We start from the raw sequence: 17,792 nt of genomic DNA, 5'->3' as shown, positions 1-17,792 counted from the left end.
ACAGCAACAGCCAAAAACCAAAAGCCAATTAAATAAAATAAATTAAAAATTGTGATAATAGACATAGACAAATGGCAAGAAATAATTGGAACTTTAAGTCGTAACAAACTTAGAACCTTCCTCACCATATTTGGAGTTTTTTGGGGAATTTTCATGCTAATTGTTATGATGGGAGCCGGCAATGGACTTTTTAACGCTGTTACAGGAGATTGGGGAAATTCTGCTACAAACAGTTTTTTTATGTGGACAAATAATACAAGCATCCCATACAAAGGATTTCCTAAAGGCAGATACTATAATTTCACAAATGAAGACACAGATGCCTTAATAGATAATATTCCTGAAATTAAATACATCGCTCCCCGAATTGATGGTTGGAGTGGACGTGGAGGAAATAATGTTGTTCGAGGATTAAAAACAGGAGCTTTTTACATAAAAGGAGATTATCCTGATATTAATAAAATTCAACCTTCTGAAATTACACAAGGGCGATTTGTGAATAATTTGGATATAGAACAAAAAAGAAAGGTAGCAGTTATTGGTACAAGAGTTCGGGAAGTGTTATTCGAAAACGAGGAAGACCCACTTGGAGAATATATTCGAATTCAAGGAGTATATTTTCAAGTTGTGGGTGTTTTTTTACCAAATACTACTTTTGGAAATAAGGAAGAATCTACTCAAACTATTTTTATACCTTTTACAACTTGCCAAAAAACATACAATTATGGCAATATTGTTGGCTATTATGCAATTACAGCAGAAGATAATATTCCGGCATCTGTTCTCGAAGAAAAAGTAATTTCGATGGTTAAGCAAAGACACACCATTGCACCCGAAGACGAACGAGCAGTTGGTCATTGGAATATGGAAAAGGAATTTAATCGCATGAAAGGTTTGTTTACCGGAATCAATATTTTAATTTGGATTGTTGGTTCAGGGACTTTAATCGCAGGTGTAATAGGCATAAGCAATATTATGTTAATAATTGTAAAAGAACGAACAAAAGAAATTGGAATTAGAAGAGCGATAGGAGCAAAACCTCGAAATATTATTTTTCAAATAATAAACGAAGCAATATTTATGACAACTATAGCCGGTAATATTGGAATAGTTGTAGGGGTTGGTGTTGTCGAACTTGTCAACTATCTGTTAATTTCGAGCGGTACAGAAAGCGATACGTTTAAAAATCCTGAAGTTGATTTTAGTCTTGCTTTAACAGCATTGATTATTTTAATTGTTTTTGGAACTTTAGCAGGGCTTATTCCTGCAAAAAAAGCTGTGAGTATAAAACCAATTGAAGCAATTAGAGATGAATAAAATTCAAATAATAAACATTTAGAATTCGATTTTCAAATAAAGAAATAAACTATTATAAAAACATAAACAGATGAAAATATTTTTTAAATCACTTTTGGTTATAGCGATCGTTGCAATTATTGTTTACGTATTTTATTTTTTGTATCAAAAAAATCAGGAAAGCCCAATAGTTTACGAAACTGATACTGCAAAAATTACAAATATTATTAAAAAGACTGTTGCCACCGGTTCTGTTGTTCCTCGCAAAGAAATTGAGATAAAATCGCAATTGTCAGGAATAATTGAAGAAATTTATATAGAACCGGGCGACATGGTTAAAAAAGGACAATTGCTCTCAAAGGTTAAGATTATTCCAAATATGGTGAACCTGAACAATGCAGAATCAAGATTGAACAGAGCAAATATAAACTACGAACATGCAAAATTGCTTTTCGACCGGCAAAAAGAACTTTATGAAAAATATGTTATTGCAGAAGTTGAATATCAGCAGGTTGAAACAAACTTTCGAGAAGCCTGCGAAGAATTAAATTCTGCAGAAAACAACCTTCAATTAGTGAAAGAAGGTGTATCGAAAAAATCCGGTAGCGGAACAAATACATTAATTCGTTCAACAATTGACGGTATGGTGCTTGATGTTCCTGTAAAAGAAGGAAATCAGGTTATTGAAAGTAATACTTTCAACCCGGGCACAACCATTGCCACAATTGCAAATATGAATAATATGATTTTTATGGGCGAAGTGGATGAATCGGAAGTTGGGAAAATTCATATTGGGATGGATTTAATTTTGTCTGTGGGAGCTATCGAAAATGTAAAATATAATGCAAAACTCGAATATATTTCACCTAAAGGAATTGAAAAAAATGGTGCAATTCAGTTTCAGATAAAAGCTGCTGTGCAATTAAACGATACAAATTTTATCAGAGCTGGATATAGTGCTAATGCAGATATTGTGCTCTCTCGAAAAGATAGTGTTCTTGCTATTAACGAAAGCTTGTTGCTTTTCGATAAAGATACTGTATTTGTAGAAATTGAAACTGCTCCTCAGATTTTTGAAAAAAATATTATTAAAGTTGGAATTTCAGATGGTATAAATATTGAAGTAACTTCCGGACTTAAAATTGAAGACAAAATCAAAATTCACAAAGCTATTTTTACTTCTCAGATATAAAGTATAGTTGTTATTCAGGGAATGTTAAAATAATGATTTTTAAAATAATTTTAAAAATTTTACTTTTGCAAAAAATAAAACATTAATATTAGTGATATGGAATTAAAAGATATTTTGTCAATTTCAGGATATAGTGGGCTTTACAAGCTTATTTCTCATGCAAAAAGTGCAATTATTGTTGAGTCGTTTGAGACCAAAAAAAGGATGCCTGCTTATGCAAGTTCAAAAATTAGTTCATTAGAAGATATTTCTGTTTTTACTGAGGAGGAAGATATTAAGTTAGCAGACGCTTTTAAAAGTATTTATACAGCTCAAAATGGCGGCGAAGCTATTAGCCATAAAAGTTCAGGAACCGAATTGAAAGAGTTTTTTGCAAAAGCAATACCAAATTACGATAAAGACCGTGTTTATGTGTCTGATATTAAGAAGATTATCAGTTGGTATAATATTTTGCTAAAGCAAGATTTAATGGTCTTCGATGAAGAAAAGGAAGAAACTCCAGAATCTGCCGACAGTAATGACACTGAGCCAATGGAGAAAAACAGTAGTGAAGAATAAAATAATACAGGAAACTCGTTTGAAAAAATAGTTCATCCCTAAGAAAGAATTCAAGCTAAAAATTTGATTTTAATCTCTTAAATCAATTACTTCTACCTCTTCATAATCTTTTGCATTAAAAATAAAGGATTTATCGTCAACATCTTCGTTTGATTGAAACTTTTTAATGTCAATTGTATAATTGTTTCCGTCTTTTCCAACAAATTTTATAAGCCTGATTTGCTTATTCTTTTGATCGATATGTAATACAATTTTGCTGAAATTGTTAGATTCGTCGTCATCCTCTTCAAATAAATCTAAATTGAGTTTTTCAGGATACAATTCAATTATGTGTACAATATTTTTGCTTACATATTTATCTTCAATAAATTTATATTTATAGCCTTTTTGGTAGCTCGAAAAAATATTTGTAGGATTGCTTAATATTGAATTATCGTTGGTGTCGGGTTCCGAAATGTTCACCTCATTGGCATCCTTCATATATGTCCATATAGTTATTCCATCACAGAAAGTGAGAACGTCCATTAGGTCAAGTTTATATTTGTCTTCTTTCAATAGCAATTTTCCTTCAATAGTTTCATAGATATTCTCTTGTTTATTTTCCATAATAAAGTCGAATTCTGCCCTCATAGAAGAATAGGAATTTATTTTTCCATTTGCTTCATCTAAGATTTCTTTTGCCTTTCTGTCGAATTGCGAAAAAGCTGAAATAGAAAAAATTGTGAAAATTGCAATGACAAGGATATTTTTCATAATATTATTTTTTAAAAATACGGTAATATACAACAAATTATTATAAGTGTATAAGAAAACTCATTATTTTTTACTATAAAGAATTCAAAAATTGTTCCAATGAATACTCATCAGTATATAAAACCTGTCGAGCTTTACTCCCCTCGAATGGGCCTACTACTCCAGCAGCTTCAAGTTGATCAATAATTCTGCCTGCGCGATTGTAACCAATAGAAAGTTTTCGTTGGATGAGCGAAGTGGAACCTTGTTGATGAATTACAACCATGCGTGCTGCTTCTTCGAACAAAGCATCTCGCTGAGATAAGTCTAATTCGGGACTTTCTTCTGTATTTTCATCAACATATTCAGGCAAGAGATATGCAGATGGATACGATTGTTGTGAACTAATAAATTCTACTATTTCGTCAATTTCGGGAGTGTCAATAAAAGCGCATTGAATTCTCACAAGATTGTTGCCTGATGAAATTAGCATATCGCCTCTACCAATCAGTTGATTTGCTCCGGGTGTATCCAGAATTGTTCTTGAATCAATCATAGATGTAACTTTAAAGGCAATTCTTGCAGGAAAGTTTGCCTTTATCATTCCGGTTATAATGTTTGTTGATGGACGCTGGGTTGCAATTATCAAATGAATCCCTATTGCCCGTGCAAGTTGAGCAATTCTGGCAATCGGATTTTCAATTTCTTTTCCGGCAGTCATTATCAAATCTGCAAATTCATCGACTACCAAAACAATATATGGCAAAAAACGATGTCCTTTTTCAGGATTTAAGCGCCTGTCAGTAAATTTTCTATTGTATTCAATAATATTTCTAACCGAAGCGTCTTTCAATAGATTATATCTCAAATCCATTTCGATAGTCAACGAATTTAAAGTATTCACTACAAAACGAGTATCGGTAATTATGGCATCTTCAGTGTCTGGTAATTTTGCTAAATAGTACTTTTCAATTTTCGAATATATAGAAAGTTCAACTTTTTTAGGATCAACAAGCACAAATTTCAATTCAGCAGGATGTTTCTTATATATTAACGATGTAAGTATGGCATTCAAACCTACGGATTTTCCCTGACCGGTAGCTCCGGCAACGAGCAAGTGTGGCATTTTTGCCAAATCGAAAACATATGTTTCGTTCGAGATTGTTTTTCCAAGTGCTACAGGCAGTACATATTTCGATTCCTGAAATTTTGTTGAGGCAATAATTGAACGCATCGAAACTATTTCAGGATTTCTGTTCGGGACTTCAATTCCAATTGTTCCTTTGCCGGGCATAGGCGCAATTATTCTAATTCCTAAAGCAGATAAGCTAAGAGCGATATCGTCTTCAAGATTTTTTATTTTTGAAATTCGAACACCTGGAGCCGGAACAATTTCATACAGGGTAATTGTTGGACCTATAGTTGCTTTAATTTTATCTATCTGAATCTTGTAGTGTGCAAGAGTTTCTACAATCTTATTTTTGTTGGTAATTAACTCTTCTTTACTGACTTCGGAATTCTCCGATTTATGATTTGCAAGCAATTGTATTGAAGGAAGCTGGAATGACGACAATTCGAGCTTAGGATCGAAAGGTTCTAAATTAATTGCTTTTGGGGCTTCTTCCTCTTTTTCAGTGGTTTCTGTTTCTATTTCCGGTTCAGCACCATCTTGAGTTTTGTCATCTACCGTAAGTTCAAGATCTCCTTTTTCTGTAATATTGTTTTTTGGAATTTCAACTGAAGTTTCAAGATCAATTTCTTTAATTTCTCCTTCAACTGACACATTTTCTTCGGGAGTTCTTTCAATTTCAGTATCCGGAATTTCTATAGACAAAGGAGTGTTTTCAGCGAATTCTTCTAAATCCTCTATCTCGCTTTCTGTTGAGTTTTCAAAAGTTTTTTTTGTAGCATTATTCGATTTTTTATTCAAGGGTTTTTGCTTTTGTCTTGCATAAGCTGATTTTAAAATTCCTTTTAACCAATCTGCAAAATTGTTGAAAGTATAAAGAATAAAAACTAAAAGTGAAATGAAAAGTACGAAAAAAGTTCCAATTTTTCCGATGAGTGAATTCAGCCACTCGCTAATGAAAAATCCGTAAGCACCTCCAAGATATAAATGGGTATCCTGTTCTGAATTTACAAAAATATAACCCAAACAAATTGATAACCAAACAGTAACAATTGCGGAGTATTTTATTGATTTCCCAAATGGAAGCATTCTTAATTTTAAAAGGCGAAAGCCCACAATTACAAACAAAAATACAAAAGAAAAAGAGGCAATACCGAATCCATTACTAATGAAAAAATTTGAGAAAAAAGCACCAATTTTACCAACCCAATTGGCAACCTCACCGTCAAAATTTAACATCAATTCCCAAAATCCTTTGTGTTTAAGGCTTTGGTCTGCACCACCGGTAAAAATGAATGATATGAATGAAATAGTTAACAGTACCGAAAAAGCTATGGTTGACAAACCAAGCGAAATATGAAATCGTTCGTCTTTCAGAAATGCAACAAATCTTGAATACCTTTTCGAAACAGTAGCTTTCTTTTTCGTTTTTGGTTTCGAGTTTTTACCTTTACTATTTTTCTTTTTTGCCATTTATCTTTTCGGTATAAAAATAATACTCGAATTAATAAATAATCCGAGCATTATCGAAATTTTGTAGAATATGTTTGTGAAGAAAATGGAGTTTTCTTAAAGCACTATTTATCAGCCTCCAAACATTTCCTGAAGTTCTTCTATTGTTTTTCTTTCGTATTCGTCAGGAATATTAAATACTTTTTCCTTAATTTTCTTTTTCTTGATAGTTTGAGCAAAAATAGTTATTTTTTTGTTTTCGAGACCTGGTTGTTCATACTCCAGCATTACTCCTTTTACTTCTTCGAAAATTGAATTCCAATTGGCATTTTCAATATTCAAATCTTCGGTGTAATAGCCCACAAGTGTATCGGTTTCAGTAATAGCAACAACTTTTTTGCAATCGTAGCCGGCAATTTTTTTCGTTTCATCAGAATATGTAAATTTTGTTTCCGATTCTTTTGCCTTTTCTAACTCTTTTGCAATTTCACCAGACATATCCATGGCAATCATATTCCCCATAATGTCCTGAAGCATAACTACCTCTTTCTTTTCATAATCGCTGAGAATAACCATTTCTTGTGTTGGCATCTGTGTAACTGTTTTTGTTTTAGAACCTAAATATGTTACAACAATTGTTTTTGGTAATTGCAACTTTTCTGCTTCTGAAAATCCTTCAGCATTAATGCCATAAGTAATTATTCCTGAAAATGGTTTTTTAGCTTTTTGTGCAAACAAACTATTCGACAAAACCACAAATAATAGAAACAATGATGATAATTTTAATATTTTTTTCATTTTAATATTTTTCATTTTAATAATTTATATAAAATCGTTAATAAGTTCTTCGATTTTTTCTTTTGTTACGAATTCGTAATCAGGTGGAATTTCAAATTCTTCTTTTGGAATATCTACATGTTGAATTTCTGAAGCTACAAACTTCATGTTTATTTTATATAACTTTAACTGAAATTCTAACAAAACACCTTCAATGGCAGCAAATGGTGTATTTTTGTTTGGGTCAGAAAAGTTAATTTCATCAGTGTAAAAAACTTCGATAGGATTCTTTTTGTCATTAGGAAATGTTACAATAGCTTTTTTGCACAGAAATCCTGCAATTTCTTTAGTTTCTGAAGCATATTCAATATTGACATTTTCATAATTATTATTTACAAATGGTCCGTCGTCTAAAGTCTCTTTGCAAACATATTTTTTACCTTGAATTTTTATTAATGTATAATTAACTCTTTCTTTAGTGTCTGAAATGATTTGTGTGCTAAAAAATCCGAGAAAACCAACCATTTTGCTTTTCGAGCATTTACTGTTGAAGCTAACTGTCATGATTTCAGGCATTAGCCCAATCACAGGGTATTCTTCCTCGCTGTCTAAATATATAACCTCATATTCTATTATGCCTTGATTTCTTGACTTTTTTAGCTCTGAGCATGAAATAATAAATAATGAAATTGAAAGAAAAGCAGCAACAAGAAATCGGCTATTTATCAATATTTTATATGTGTATATTCTTTTTAACATTTCAATTTGCAAATGTATTAATTTTTCATTTTGAAAATACTATATATTTTAAAAAAAACAATCTGTAGGATATTCATCATAAACTTAGAAAAAGTCGCAAAACTTAACCCAAATAATTGAGACTTTTTTTGATAAGTAAAGTGCTGATACTTTGCTTTATTCTTCAAATGGAATAATGTTTAAAATATGATTATTTTCTTGTTTAATAATAGTCAATTATTCAAAAAAAAGTTTATCTTTGTAATAGTGATTTGATTTTTTAGATATTGAAGTTCTTTCGCGGCATTGAAGATTGATAATGAAGGCAAAGGCTTTTTTACAGCACCATAAAAGGAGGGAATTATGAAAAAAAAGGAAAATACTTATCCACGTAAAAGTTTCAATCACCATCTCTTTGAGGTTTTTGCAAACAAGCGAAAATTCGAAAATGTTTACCAAGCCATAACACGTATGATTCTTGGTGATCCAAAAAAAATTAGAAAGGTAAGTGTAAACGGTCGCTACACTTTCGATTTTGATATCTTGAGGCAGAAAAGCCGCCACCTTATTGGAATGTTTGATGAACTAAACAGTTTTGTTTCTTATGTTAAAGATGCTGCTGAAGGCGGTTCGTCAAGAGAAATGGCTTTCGTGCTGATTGGTGAACCAGGAAATGGAAAGACATTTTTTGTTGATTATTTGAGCAAACTCTATAGGGAATTTGTCTCAAAACCTGAAAATATGCGTTATACATTCAGGTTCAGCAATTTGAGTATTCTTGGGAGATATGGTCAAATTACGTCTATTGAATCTCAAACATTTGAAGATCCTCTCATATTGGCTATGAATCTTTTTGAATCGAAGGACAAAAATGTCGATTACTTATTGAAATTTGGTTTTCGTAAAGCGCAAATTGAAGTGTTTTATCAAAATTATCGACCACTTGGGGCATGTTCCGATTATGTGCTTTCCCAATTTAAAGAACATTTTGATAACGATATTGAAAAAGTATTAGAGAATATCGAAATTGTGCCAATTCCAATTTCTGAATCGAGGGGCACTCTTACTGGAAAATATGCCGCTAAAGATAAAATTACCTCATCTGCTATTGATTTGCTTGGCGAAGAGTCAATTACACGATTGCTACATATTACTGATACTGATAATCCATATCGTTTCGATTTACGAAGAGGAGCTTTAGCACGAGTTGCTGGTGGAGGTATTCATTTTGCCGATGAGATTTTTAAGAACAAAAAGGATCTGGTACAAGTTTATCTTAGTGTAATCCAAAACCGTACAGTTGATGTGGAAGGATTCAAATGGCCATTGGATACCTTAATAATTGCAACAAGCAACAACGATGAATTTGCACGCTTCATTGAAGAAAAAGAAGAAGCTCCAATTGTAGATAGATGTCGAATTTCATACATGGCACACAATACAAATTATATTCTTCAAGAGCAGCTAACCAATTACGCATTGGGTAGTATTGAAAAAACTACATTCACAGGAGCAAAACTACATATTGACCCAAATTTGAATCATGCATTATCTACTACAACCATATTAACCAGAATGCCACTATCAAATAAACTAAACCCGCTGGAGATGATGAAACTTTCGGCAGGTGAAGTTGCAGGTGAAAAAAGTCTTAAAACACTCAGCGAAGTTATTGATCAGTTAAATGCAGAACCGGATATCACTAAACGTTTCGGACAAAAAGGATTAGGGCACAGAAATCTTGGTCGTTGCATACAAATACTACTTGAAAGTTCTGAAACGCAAGAAGGCAAGTGCATGTATGCCGGCGATGTGTTTATGGCTATGGAAAAGATCATATTGGACTATGTGCATGAACCCGACTATAGAGTAAAATATTTGAACGACTTGAAATTGGGCAAAACATTATATCGCAAAGATGTAATGACAACTATTTTTAATGCCTATATGGACGAACCCGATGCCATAGAAAAAGATGTGCTGAATTATGTAAACATGATAATTGGATTAGATGCCAAAAATTTAGGAACAAATAAAATATGGACATATAGAGATCCTCAAACGAACAAATTAGTCCCATTAAAAATTGATGAATCGTTTATCAATAGTGTAGAGTCAAGATTAGGATTAAAAACCAAGGAGCAAAAAATGAGCTATAGAACAACTATCTCAAAAATTTATGGGCAAAAAATGATGCAGGACACTAGTTACAATTTTATGGATAACAACGATTTGGTAAAAGCAGTAACCGATGTAAGATTAAAGTCTGATGTAGCGGGAGCTGGCAGTCTTGTTGGGGCATTAAGCAATCGAACAAATGAAGAAAATCAAAAACTGTTTAACCGAATGCTTAACACTATGCAAAACAAATTAGGCTATTGCGAAACTTGTGCTTTGAAAACTATTGAATATTTCTGCTCTCAGGATGATGTTTCTTAAACTGATGAGCAAAAATTTTTGCTTTTATTGAAAATTAGAAATTATGACAATGCAAATATGTTCAGTTTCTAATTTATACATTTTAAAACTTTAAATAGAATGAATTGTAGCGAAAAAGAAATAGCGAAAAAACTCTTCGATCAAGGTATTGATTTCGAGCAAAAACAGCTTATTATAAAAGAGCTTGAATTTATCGAAAATCAAAAAAAAGTCGATAATGTAAAGCTCGAAAACTATAAGCACTTTTTTACTATTAATGATTTACAATTTCGTTCCGATTTCAATAAAAATTCACCAAAAGCCCACACACATTTAAAAACTCTCGACGAACTTCTCGAGCAAGATAAGCAACGAGATGCAGACGGATTTCCGAAGAGAGTGAAAATTGGCAGATTAATAAAACCTGAAAAAGGTAAAACAGGAAAAGTAATAATTGTTCCAACAACTACCGAACCAAAGTTTTATCATACCGATTCGACAGATGAAGATGGTGAGGGACAAACTGGCGGAAGTGGTGAAGGACAGGAAGGTGAAGTTATAGGAAAACAACCTGCAGAGCCACAAGATGGTGATGGCACGGGTGCCGGTGAAGGTAGTGGAGGAGAGCACGATATTAGTTCCGAAGCATTTGACCTCGGAAAATTGCTGACAGAAAAATTTCAGTTACCTAATATTAAAGACAAAGGCAAAAAAAAATCCATTACAAAAGTTAAATACGATTTGACAGACACGAATAAAGGTTTTGGGCAGATACTCGATAAAAAAGCAACTTTAAAACAAATTATTGAAACTAATATTTTATTAGGACGGATCAAGCCAGAAGAACCTTTTTCAAGCGAAAATTTATTGGTCAATCCAAAAGATAAAGTTTTCAGAATCATGTCTAAAGAGAAAGATTATGAAAACCAGGCAATAGTATTTTTTATTCGAGATTACTCGGGCTCAATGTCAGGAAAGCCCACAGAGGTAGTTTGTAAGCAACATTTATTTATTTATAGCTGGCTGATGTATCAGTATCAAAACAATGTGGAAGTAAGATTCGTCCTGCACGATACAGCTGCTAAAGAAGTGAAAGATTTTGCTACATATTACAGATCCCAAATTGCCGGAGGAACTCAAATACACCCGGCTTTTCAGCTTGTCAACAAAATTGTGAACGAAAAACAATTGGCTATTGATAACAATATTTATGTGTATTATGGCACAGATGGAGACGATTGGGATCTAACTGGCAGGAATACATTATCAGCAATCAATGAAATGTTGAAATATGCAAATCGTATAGGTATTACAATAGCTAAAAACAGCTGGTCTTCACAAATAAAAACGACATTAGAAAAATATATTGATAAGTCTGGAATACTTACAAAGCATTCAGAACTTATGAAATTAGATAGCTTCGAAGCTGCAACAGTTTCTGAGGATAGAATAATTGAAGGAATAAAAATACTTAATGATTAAGTAATAAATTATGTCCCGATAGCTGTCGTGATAATTGAATTTTGAATTAATGTATAGTTAAAAATAAGTGTCAAAAAATGCAGTTGATAGATCAAAATATAAAGAGAATAATGGAGGGCTGCAAAGAAAGGGCCAGAGACGCTGGTTTGCAGTTCGACAACGAATCCTTAGAGTACATAGTCTCAAATAAAGACATGATTAATCTATCACCAAAAGTAATGATTCCGACTTTGTATGATTATTGGGTTCAGGATATTGAAGTTCTTAAAGGTCATGGACAATATGAGGTTTATCCGCACAATCCTTTCGAGACAGTTATAAACTCACGCCCTGCAATTTCGTTCTATAACGACAACAACCCTGACTGGATGAACATTATGATTTTTTATCATGTTTTAGGGCATATTGATTTTTTTCAGAATAATAAACTTTTTCAAAATACATGGGACGACGACTTTGTTGGGCAAGCTCTCGCAGATAAACGCCTGATTGCACAATTGAGAAGCAAACATGGCAGATGGGTCGATTATATTATCGAATTTAGCAGAAGTATTGATAATATAATTGGTTTTTATAGTATTATTTCGAAAAATCAATATCCGCAAAAACTAAATTTGTCTGCCATGCTCAACTTTTATTTCGACCATTTTTTGCAAGTCGAAAAAAAACTGTCTCAACATGAAATTTATAGAGAAATTGAACGATATAACAAGATTTCTATAAAATTTAGGGAAACAGCAGAGTCAGTGTTTTTTGATGATGTAAAAAATCGTTTTCCTGAGTTTATTGAGCTTTTTAGAAATCATAGTAAACAAACTAAATTTGTAGAAGAAGATTTACTTCAATATTTATTGAGAAAATCTCCATTTCTTAATAAAAGTTCAAATGTTTGGATGAAATCGGTAGTAAATATTGTTCGTGAAACAGCATTGTATTTTAGTCCGCAAATTCGAACAAAAACCATCAATGAAGGCTGGGCAAGCTATTGGCACGACGAACTTTTCAGAAAGGATGATAGAATTGCTGGTCATGAAATCTCTTACGCCAAACTTAATGCTTCGGTAACTTCTCTTAGCAGAATTGGTTTAAACCCTTATGCAATTGGTTTACGATTGTTCCAACATATCGAAAATTTGGCTGAAAAAGGAAAAATGAGTTACAAGTTCGAAAAAATAAAAAATATCTCAGACCGGCAAAAATATAACAAAAAAACAGGGAAAGGAAAATCTGCAATATTCAGAGTAAGAGAAGAATTTTCAGATTTCACATTGTTCAATACATATATATCTCAAGATTTTGTTGATGAGTATGGAGTATTTATTACTGGAAAAAGATTGAATTCTGCTGACAGAACAATTGAATATTATATTAAAAGTCGCAAAGCCGAAGAATACAAAAAAATGTTAATAGATTCATTATATCACCCACCACACATTACCGTAAATCATGAAAAAACTACCGACAAAAACCTATTTTTAGAACACCATTTCGAGGGTAAATCTTTGTATAACGAATTTATTCCTGATACTCTGCTTGGAATAGAATACCTTTGGGGAGGAAGTGTGCAACTACAAACCACTGAGATACAAATCGATAAAAAAACCAGAGAAAAGACTCTTAATAAATTTATATACACAATGAAAGAAAGAAAAATAGAGAAAGTAAAACTTAGTTAATAAAATGGATTATGGGTAAACAAGAAGAACTTCAAAAACTAAAAGAAGACTTGATGCAACAAGGCGAACGACTTGAAGCACTTACCAAATTGGGCTCTCGTCTGCGTATGGATGAGAAACGATTAAAACTTAATTTTAATGAATTTTTAAATGTAGCTGCCCGAAAACCAAATCTTGTTTTCAGAGATATTTACCAATTATTTCACGATATGGTCAATTATTTCGTTCCCAAACCAATAGACGAATACGAAGGAGATCCACTATCAATGGGACTTTTACATTTCGATTGCAAAGATCTTTTCGAGAAAGATTGCGATGTGCCATTTTTTGCAGACAATCTTTTTGCAAACCGATTGATAAATATTATTAATGCTATTAAGCAAGGTGCAAATGTCAATCGTATCCTGCTTTTTGAAGGACCTCCGGGAAGTGGTAAAAGTACCTTTCTGAACAATTTGCTCCAAAAATTAGAAGAATATTCCTCTACTCAAGCTGGCACATTATATAAAACGCAATGGAGACTTAATATTCAACAATTGGGAGGCTTTCATAGCTTCGAAAAAGAAATGAAAAAAATAGCTGAAAAAGATGGCAATGATGAACAATTATCATATTACACATCGCAAATTCGGCAGCTTGAATATCCCGGCTCGCAAGATTTATATTTTTCTTGCCCAAACAACGATCATCCAATTCTTCAAATACCTAAAAGCTATAGAAAAGAATTTTTAGAAGAACTTATTAAAGATGAATCTTTCAAATATGATTTGTATAATAAAAAAGAATACGAATGGGTATTGAAGGATAAATCGTGTAGCATTTGTACATCCTTATATGACACTTTGCTCAACAAACTTCACGATCCGCTCGATGTGTTCAAAATGTTGCATGTGAAACGTTTCAAATATATTCGTCAGTTTGGACTTGGAATAAGTATTTTTTACCCGGGCGATGAAATAAGTAAAAGCCCAATAACCAACGATAGTTTGCAACAAATGCTAAACAATCTTCTCAGATCAAATAAAGTGCAATATATACATTCGCACTTGGCATTGACCAACAATGGAGTCCTGGCACTTATGGACATTAAAGGATACAATGTAGAAAGATTAAGTAACTTGCATGGAATAATAAGCGATGGTGTTCATAAAGTAGGATTAATTGAAGAAAGAATAAAATCTCTTTTTGTTGGATTGGTAAATCCTGTGGACAAAAAACATTATGAAAAAATTCCATCTTTCAAGGATAGAGTAACAACTGTAAAAATTCCGTATGTCCTTGATTTTAATACGGAAGTAGCTATTTATAAAAACAAATTTGGGGAAGAACTCAATTTAAGTTTCTTGCCAAATTTGATCGAGTATTTTGCTAAAATTGTCATTTCAACTCGCATCAACTCAAAATCTACTATCATAGATAAATGGTTGGAAGACAAATCGAAATATAAAGAATTTCTTGACGAAAACTACTTATTGTTGAAGATGGATATCTACACAGGTAAAATTCCTGTTTGGCTTAGCGAAACCGATTTGAAAGCATTCAATAATGAAATTAGAAAAAGTATTATTGATGAAGCAGAAAAAGAAGGGTTGCAAGGGATTTCCGGTAGAGAATCGGTCTTTATTTTCAACGAGTTTATAAGCAAATTCAAAAATTCTGAGGAGTTAGTAACAATTGAAAAGATAAAAAGTTTCTTTGAGAGTAACCAAAACCTTTTGAAGCAAATTCCAAACAATTTTGTCGAGGCTGTGGTTAAAATGTACAATTTTCAGATACTTCAGGAAGTAAAAGAAGCTGCGTATTTATATAACAAAATCCAAATTAGCGATGATATTTTGAATTATATTTATGCCATTAATTTTGATTCTGAAGAAGTTTCAAAATGTATATATACAGGCGATAGATTGGAAATTACTGATGAATATTTTGATGACTTCGAATCCGTAATTTTAGGAACCTCTTCGAATAATAAACAGCGAAAAGATTTCAGGGCAGATCAACATCAAATATATATATCAAAAACTTTAGCACAAGAAATTAACATCAAGGATATAGACATAAGCAATACAGAACAATACAATAACTTATTTGAGAAATATACTCAAAATTTGAAAAATCATGCACTTGTTCCTTTTGCCAACAACGATATTTTTAAACATGCCATTCAGGACTATGGAACTGCCGCCTTTGGCAAATACAACAGCCGTATGAAAAATCATGTCAGTCATATGATAAAAAATTTGATGAAAAATTTTTCTTATACACTGGAAGGAGCCCTTCAAATTTCTTTATATGTTCTTGAAAAAAATATTATGTCTGTCTATTCTTGAAAAAGAATAAGATAATATTTATTTGTGTTATTTATATTCCTGTGATATAATTCATATAATAAGCATTATAAATGTAATTGGTAGTATTATTGATGTATCTATTTTTGGGTGGTGATGTATTTTTAGTGGGCTCATAATTTCATTTCTTTACTTTTTTCATTGAATATTTGCAACTATTATTAAATGAAAAATAATCGTTATGAAAAGAAATTTTGATACTCCGCTTTTAACCATAATTTTTATCTGTAGTATATTTTTTGCATTTTCAGTAAACTCCAGTAATGGTCAAATTGGAAACCTAATTTGGGAAGAAAATTTTAACAATCTTGACAACTGGATTATAAATACCGGAAATGGTTCATGGGGCTGGGGAAATGGAGAATTGGAATTTTACAAAGAAGAAAATGTAACAATTGATTCTATTCCGGGCGAACCTGGGAACTATGGCCTGTATATCACAGCTAAGCAAGAAACCGGAACAGGAATAGTAGATCAATGGGGCAATCCTTTGAATTATACATCAGGAAAACTCAATACAAAATCTAAAATTTCTGTAAAATACGGAATGATAGAAACCAGGGTGAAAGTTCCGGATTTAGATCTTGGAGGCTGGCCTGCAGTTTGGCTATTAGGCACATCTAATCTTGGCTGGCCTAATTGTGGCGAAATGGACATGATGGAAATGGGACAAAGCCAATCATTCAGAGATTTGCACGATGGACATAATGGTGGAAACGACTTGAATAATTCAACTGTTAATCAGGTAGTTGGAGCTAATGCCATTTATTATTCAGATGATGCAGTTACTCCGGAAAATCCTTCAGGAGCAGCGAGTATATCTTGGGATCCTGACGACGATTTTTGCAGGCCATATTATAACTATACAAATCCGTTAAACGACAGGTTTTTAATCTATAGATTATATTGGGATGAAGATAGTATTCGTTTCACTGTAATCGACAATAATGTTGAATATGATTTTTATACCAAACCATTTCCGATTGACAGCCTTTCGTACGAATTTCATCAACCATTTTATTTCATAACAAATCTGGCAATTGGTGGTGCATTTACTGATGCTTATAATTTGGGAGATCCGGGAAGTGGAGCACCGGTTTCTATGCCTTTTCCTGCGGACATGTATGTTGACTATATTAAAGTTTACGAATGGAATGGGCAAGCTGAAGTTACGATAGGACCACCAACACCTGAAACAGGAACCTTTGGTTTATTTACAGATAGCACTTCAACCAACGGAGGCTTAGAGTTAGGGATTGATTCAGAAATATATGTCTGGGAAGGAACATTATCCGGTGGATCGATACCGCCATTTGAAGGTGAAAATGGGATTTCATGGGCTTCAACCGGACTTGGTTGGTTTGGTGCTGGAATTATGTCTTTGCAGCCAGTCAACCTTTTCAATTTTGGAAATGGAAATTTGAAATTCAGGATTAAAATTCCAGCAAATGTAAGTTTTCAAATAGGAATTATAGATGCCTGGGGTAATCAAAACTATGTCGATTTTCCGGCAAATCAAACAACCTATGGCCTTGTTAGAGATGGAAATTGGGGACAAGCAACTATTCCTGTAGAAGATATACGTGGAGCTTTTATTGATTTGAGAATGCTAAGCTACGAATTTGTAATATTGGAAGTAAATGGAGCTTCCTGCGAATTTGCTCTTGACGACATTTATTGGGAAGGTGGAGAAACAAACAATATCATAGAAGAGAACAATTCTGTTTCATCGTCATTTAAACTGAACAATTGCTACCCCAATCCTTTCAGTGAAGCAGTAAATTTTTCATACTACATATCTAAAACAACTATGGTGAATCTCAGCATTCACGACTACACCGGAAGAATTATTGAAACCCTTATCAGTAAAACTCAAACAGAAGGAAACTATGTCTTAAACTGGGATGCAAGCAAATTTCCTCCCGGAATTTATTTCTATAAAATTATTGCAGGCGAATTTATTGCTGTTGATAAGTGTATTTTACAAAAGTAAT

General features: G+C 32.7%; 12 protein-coding genes. 8 read left to right on the top strand and 4 right to left on the bottom strand.

What is annotated here, in order from left to right:
• The first annotated feature begins 54 nt into the window (after window positions 1–54).
• The 3 genes from HN894_07145 (at window position 55) to HN894_07135 (ending at window position 3,046) form a co-directional block, all read left to right on the top strand.
• Window positions 55–1,317 (top strand): ABC transporter permease, encoded by a 1,263-nt coding sequence (locus tag HN894_07145; GenBank protein MBT7143099.1) that lies wholly within the window; start codon window positions 55–57, stop codon window positions 1,315–1,317.
• 70 nt (window positions 1,318–1,387) lie between these two features.
• Complete coding sequence (locus tag HN894_07140) at window positions 1,388–2,488, top strand: efflux RND transporter periplasmic adaptor subunit (GenBank protein MBT7143098.1); 1,101 nt, start codon at window positions 1,388–1,390, stop codon at window positions 2,486–2,488.
• A gap of 96 nt (window positions 2,489–2,584) precedes the next feature.
• Window positions 2,585–3,046: a DUF5606 domain-containing protein gene (locus HN894_07135; protein MBT7143097.1), complete on the top strand. Its 462-nt coding sequence runs from the start codon at window positions 2,585–2,587 to the stop codon at window positions 3,044–3,046.
• A 69-nt stretch (window positions 3,047–3,115) separates the two neighbouring features.
• Here HN894_07135 and HN894_07130 read toward each other — a convergent pair whose 3' ends face one another.
• The 4 genes from HN894_07130 to HN894_07115 form a co-directional block, all read right to left on the bottom strand.
• On the bottom strand, window positions 3,116–3,799 hold the full coding sequence (locus HN894_07130; protein MBT7143096.1) for an outer membrane lipoprotein carrier protein LolA: 684 nt from the start codon (window positions 3,797–3,799) through the stop codon (window positions 3,116–3,118).
• A 73-nt stretch (window positions 3,800–3,872) separates the two neighbouring features.
• Window positions 3,873–6,380: a DNA translocase FtsK gene (locus HN894_07125; GenBank protein MBT7143095.1), complete on the bottom strand. Its 2,508-nt coding sequence runs from the start codon at window positions 6,378–6,380 to the stop codon at window positions 3,873–3,875.
• A 111-nt stretch (window positions 6,381–6,491) separates the two neighbouring features.
• Window positions 6,492–7,157: a hypothetical protein gene (locus HN894_07120; GenBank protein ID MBT7143094.1), complete on the bottom strand. Its 666-nt coding sequence runs from the start codon at window positions 7,155–7,157 to the stop codon at window positions 6,492–6,494.
• A 24-nt stretch (window positions 7,158–7,181) separates the two neighbouring features.
• Window positions 7,182–7,895 carry a hypothetical protein gene (locus HN894_07115; protein MBT7143093.1) on the bottom strand — a complete coding sequence of 238 codons (714 nt, stop codon included), beginning with the start codon at window positions 7,893–7,895 and terminating at the stop codon, window positions 7,182–7,184.
• Window positions 7,896–8,237: 342 nt separating this feature from the next.
• Between HN894_07115 and HN894_07110 the strand changes: the two genes are divergently transcribed.
• The 5 genes from HN894_07110 to HN894_07090 all read left to right on the top strand — a co-directional run bounded on the left by HN894_07110 (window position 8,238) and on the right by HN894_07090 (window position 17,791).
• Window positions 8,238–10,313: a serine protein kinase PrkA gene (locus tag HN894_07110; protein MBT7143092.1), complete on the top strand. Its 2,076-nt coding sequence runs from the start codon at window positions 8,238–8,240 to the stop codon at window positions 10,311–10,313.
• 99 nt (window positions 10,314–10,412) lie between these two features.
• Window positions 10,413–11,774, top strand: coding sequence for a DUF444 family protein (locus HN894_07105; protein ID MBT7143091.1), 1,362 nt, complete (start codon window positions 10,413–10,415; stop codon window positions 11,772–11,774).
• Window positions 11,775–11,851: 77 nt separating this feature from the next.
• The gene (locus HN894_07100; GenBank protein ID MBT7143090.1) at window positions 11,852–13,450 is read left to right on the top strand and encodes a SpoVR family protein; all 1,599 of its coding nucleotides are present in this window, start codon (window positions 11,852–11,854) and stop codon (window positions 13,448–13,450) included.
• A gap of 11 nt (window positions 13,451–13,461) precedes the next feature.
• Window positions 13,462–15,780 (top strand): serine protein kinase PrkA, encoded by a 2,319-nt coding sequence (locus HN894_07095; protein ID MBT7143089.1) that lies wholly within the window; start codon window positions 13,462–13,464, stop codon window positions 15,778–15,780.
• A 199-nt stretch (window positions 15,781–15,979) separates the two neighbouring features.
• On the top strand, window positions 15,980–17,791 hold the full coding sequence (locus HN894_07090) for a T9SS type A sorting domain-containing protein (GenBank protein MBT7143088.1): 1,812 nt from the start codon (window positions 15,980–15,982) through the stop codon (window positions 17,789–17,791).
• The last annotated feature ends 1 nt before the right edge of the window (window position 17,792 follow it).

The sequence above is a fragment of the Bacteroidota bacterium genome (assembly GCA_018692315.1).
In the GTDB taxonomy this organism is placed as follows: domain Bacteria; phylum Bacteroidota; class Bacteroidia; order Bacteroidales; family JABHKC01; genus JABHKC01.
Note: the sequence above shows the minus strand (reverse complement) of the source record. Positions and strands in the feature narration are given on the sequence as shown.

What these genes read in the sequence shown, in the direction of transcription:
- HN894_07140 (MBT7143098.1), top strand. Translation starts at nt 1,388, where the DNA reads ATGAAAATATTTTTTAAATCACTTTTGGTTATAGCGATCGTTGCAATT.
- HN894_07135 (MBT7143097.1), top strand. Translation starts at nt 2,585, where the DNA reads ATGGAATTAAAAGATATTTTGTCAATTTCAGGATATAGTGGGCTTTAC.
- HN894_07130 (MBT7143096.1), bottom strand. Translation starts at nt 3,799, where the DNA reads ATGAAAAATATCCTTGTCATTGCAATTTTCACAATTTTTTCTATTTCA.
- HN894_07125 (MBT7143095.1), bottom strand. Translation starts at nt 6,380, where the DNA reads ATGGCAAAAAAGAAAAATAGTAAAGGTAAAAACTCGAAACCAAAAACG.
- HN894_07120 (MBT7143094.1), bottom strand. Translation starts at nt 7,157, where the DNA reads ATGAAAAAAATATTAAAATTATCATCATTGTTTCTATTATTTGTGGTT.
- HN894_07115 (MBT7143093.1), bottom strand. Translation starts at nt 7,895, where the DNA reads ATGTTAAAAAGAATATACACATATAAAATATTGATAAATAGCCGATTT.
- HN894_07110 (MBT7143092.1), top strand. Translation starts at nt 8,238, where the DNA reads ATGAAAAAAAAGGAAAATACTTATCCACGTAAAAGTTTCAATCACCAT.
- HN894_07105 (MBT7143091.1), top strand. Translation starts at nt 10,413, where the DNA reads ATGAATTGTAGCGAAAAAGAAATAGCGAAAAAACTCTTCGATCAAGGT.
- HN894_07100 (MBT7143090.1), top strand. Translation starts at nt 11,852, where the DNA reads ATGCAGTTGATAGATCAAAATATAAAGAGAATAATGGAGGGCTGCAAA.
- HN894_07095 (MBT7143089.1), top strand. Translation starts at nt 13,462, where the DNA reads ATGGGTAAACAAGAAGAACTTCAAAAACTAAAAGAAGACTTGATGCAA.
- HN894_07090 (MBT7143088.1), top strand. Translation starts at nt 15,980, where the DNA reads ATGAAAAGAAATTTTGATACTCCGCTTTTAACCATAATTTTTATCTGT.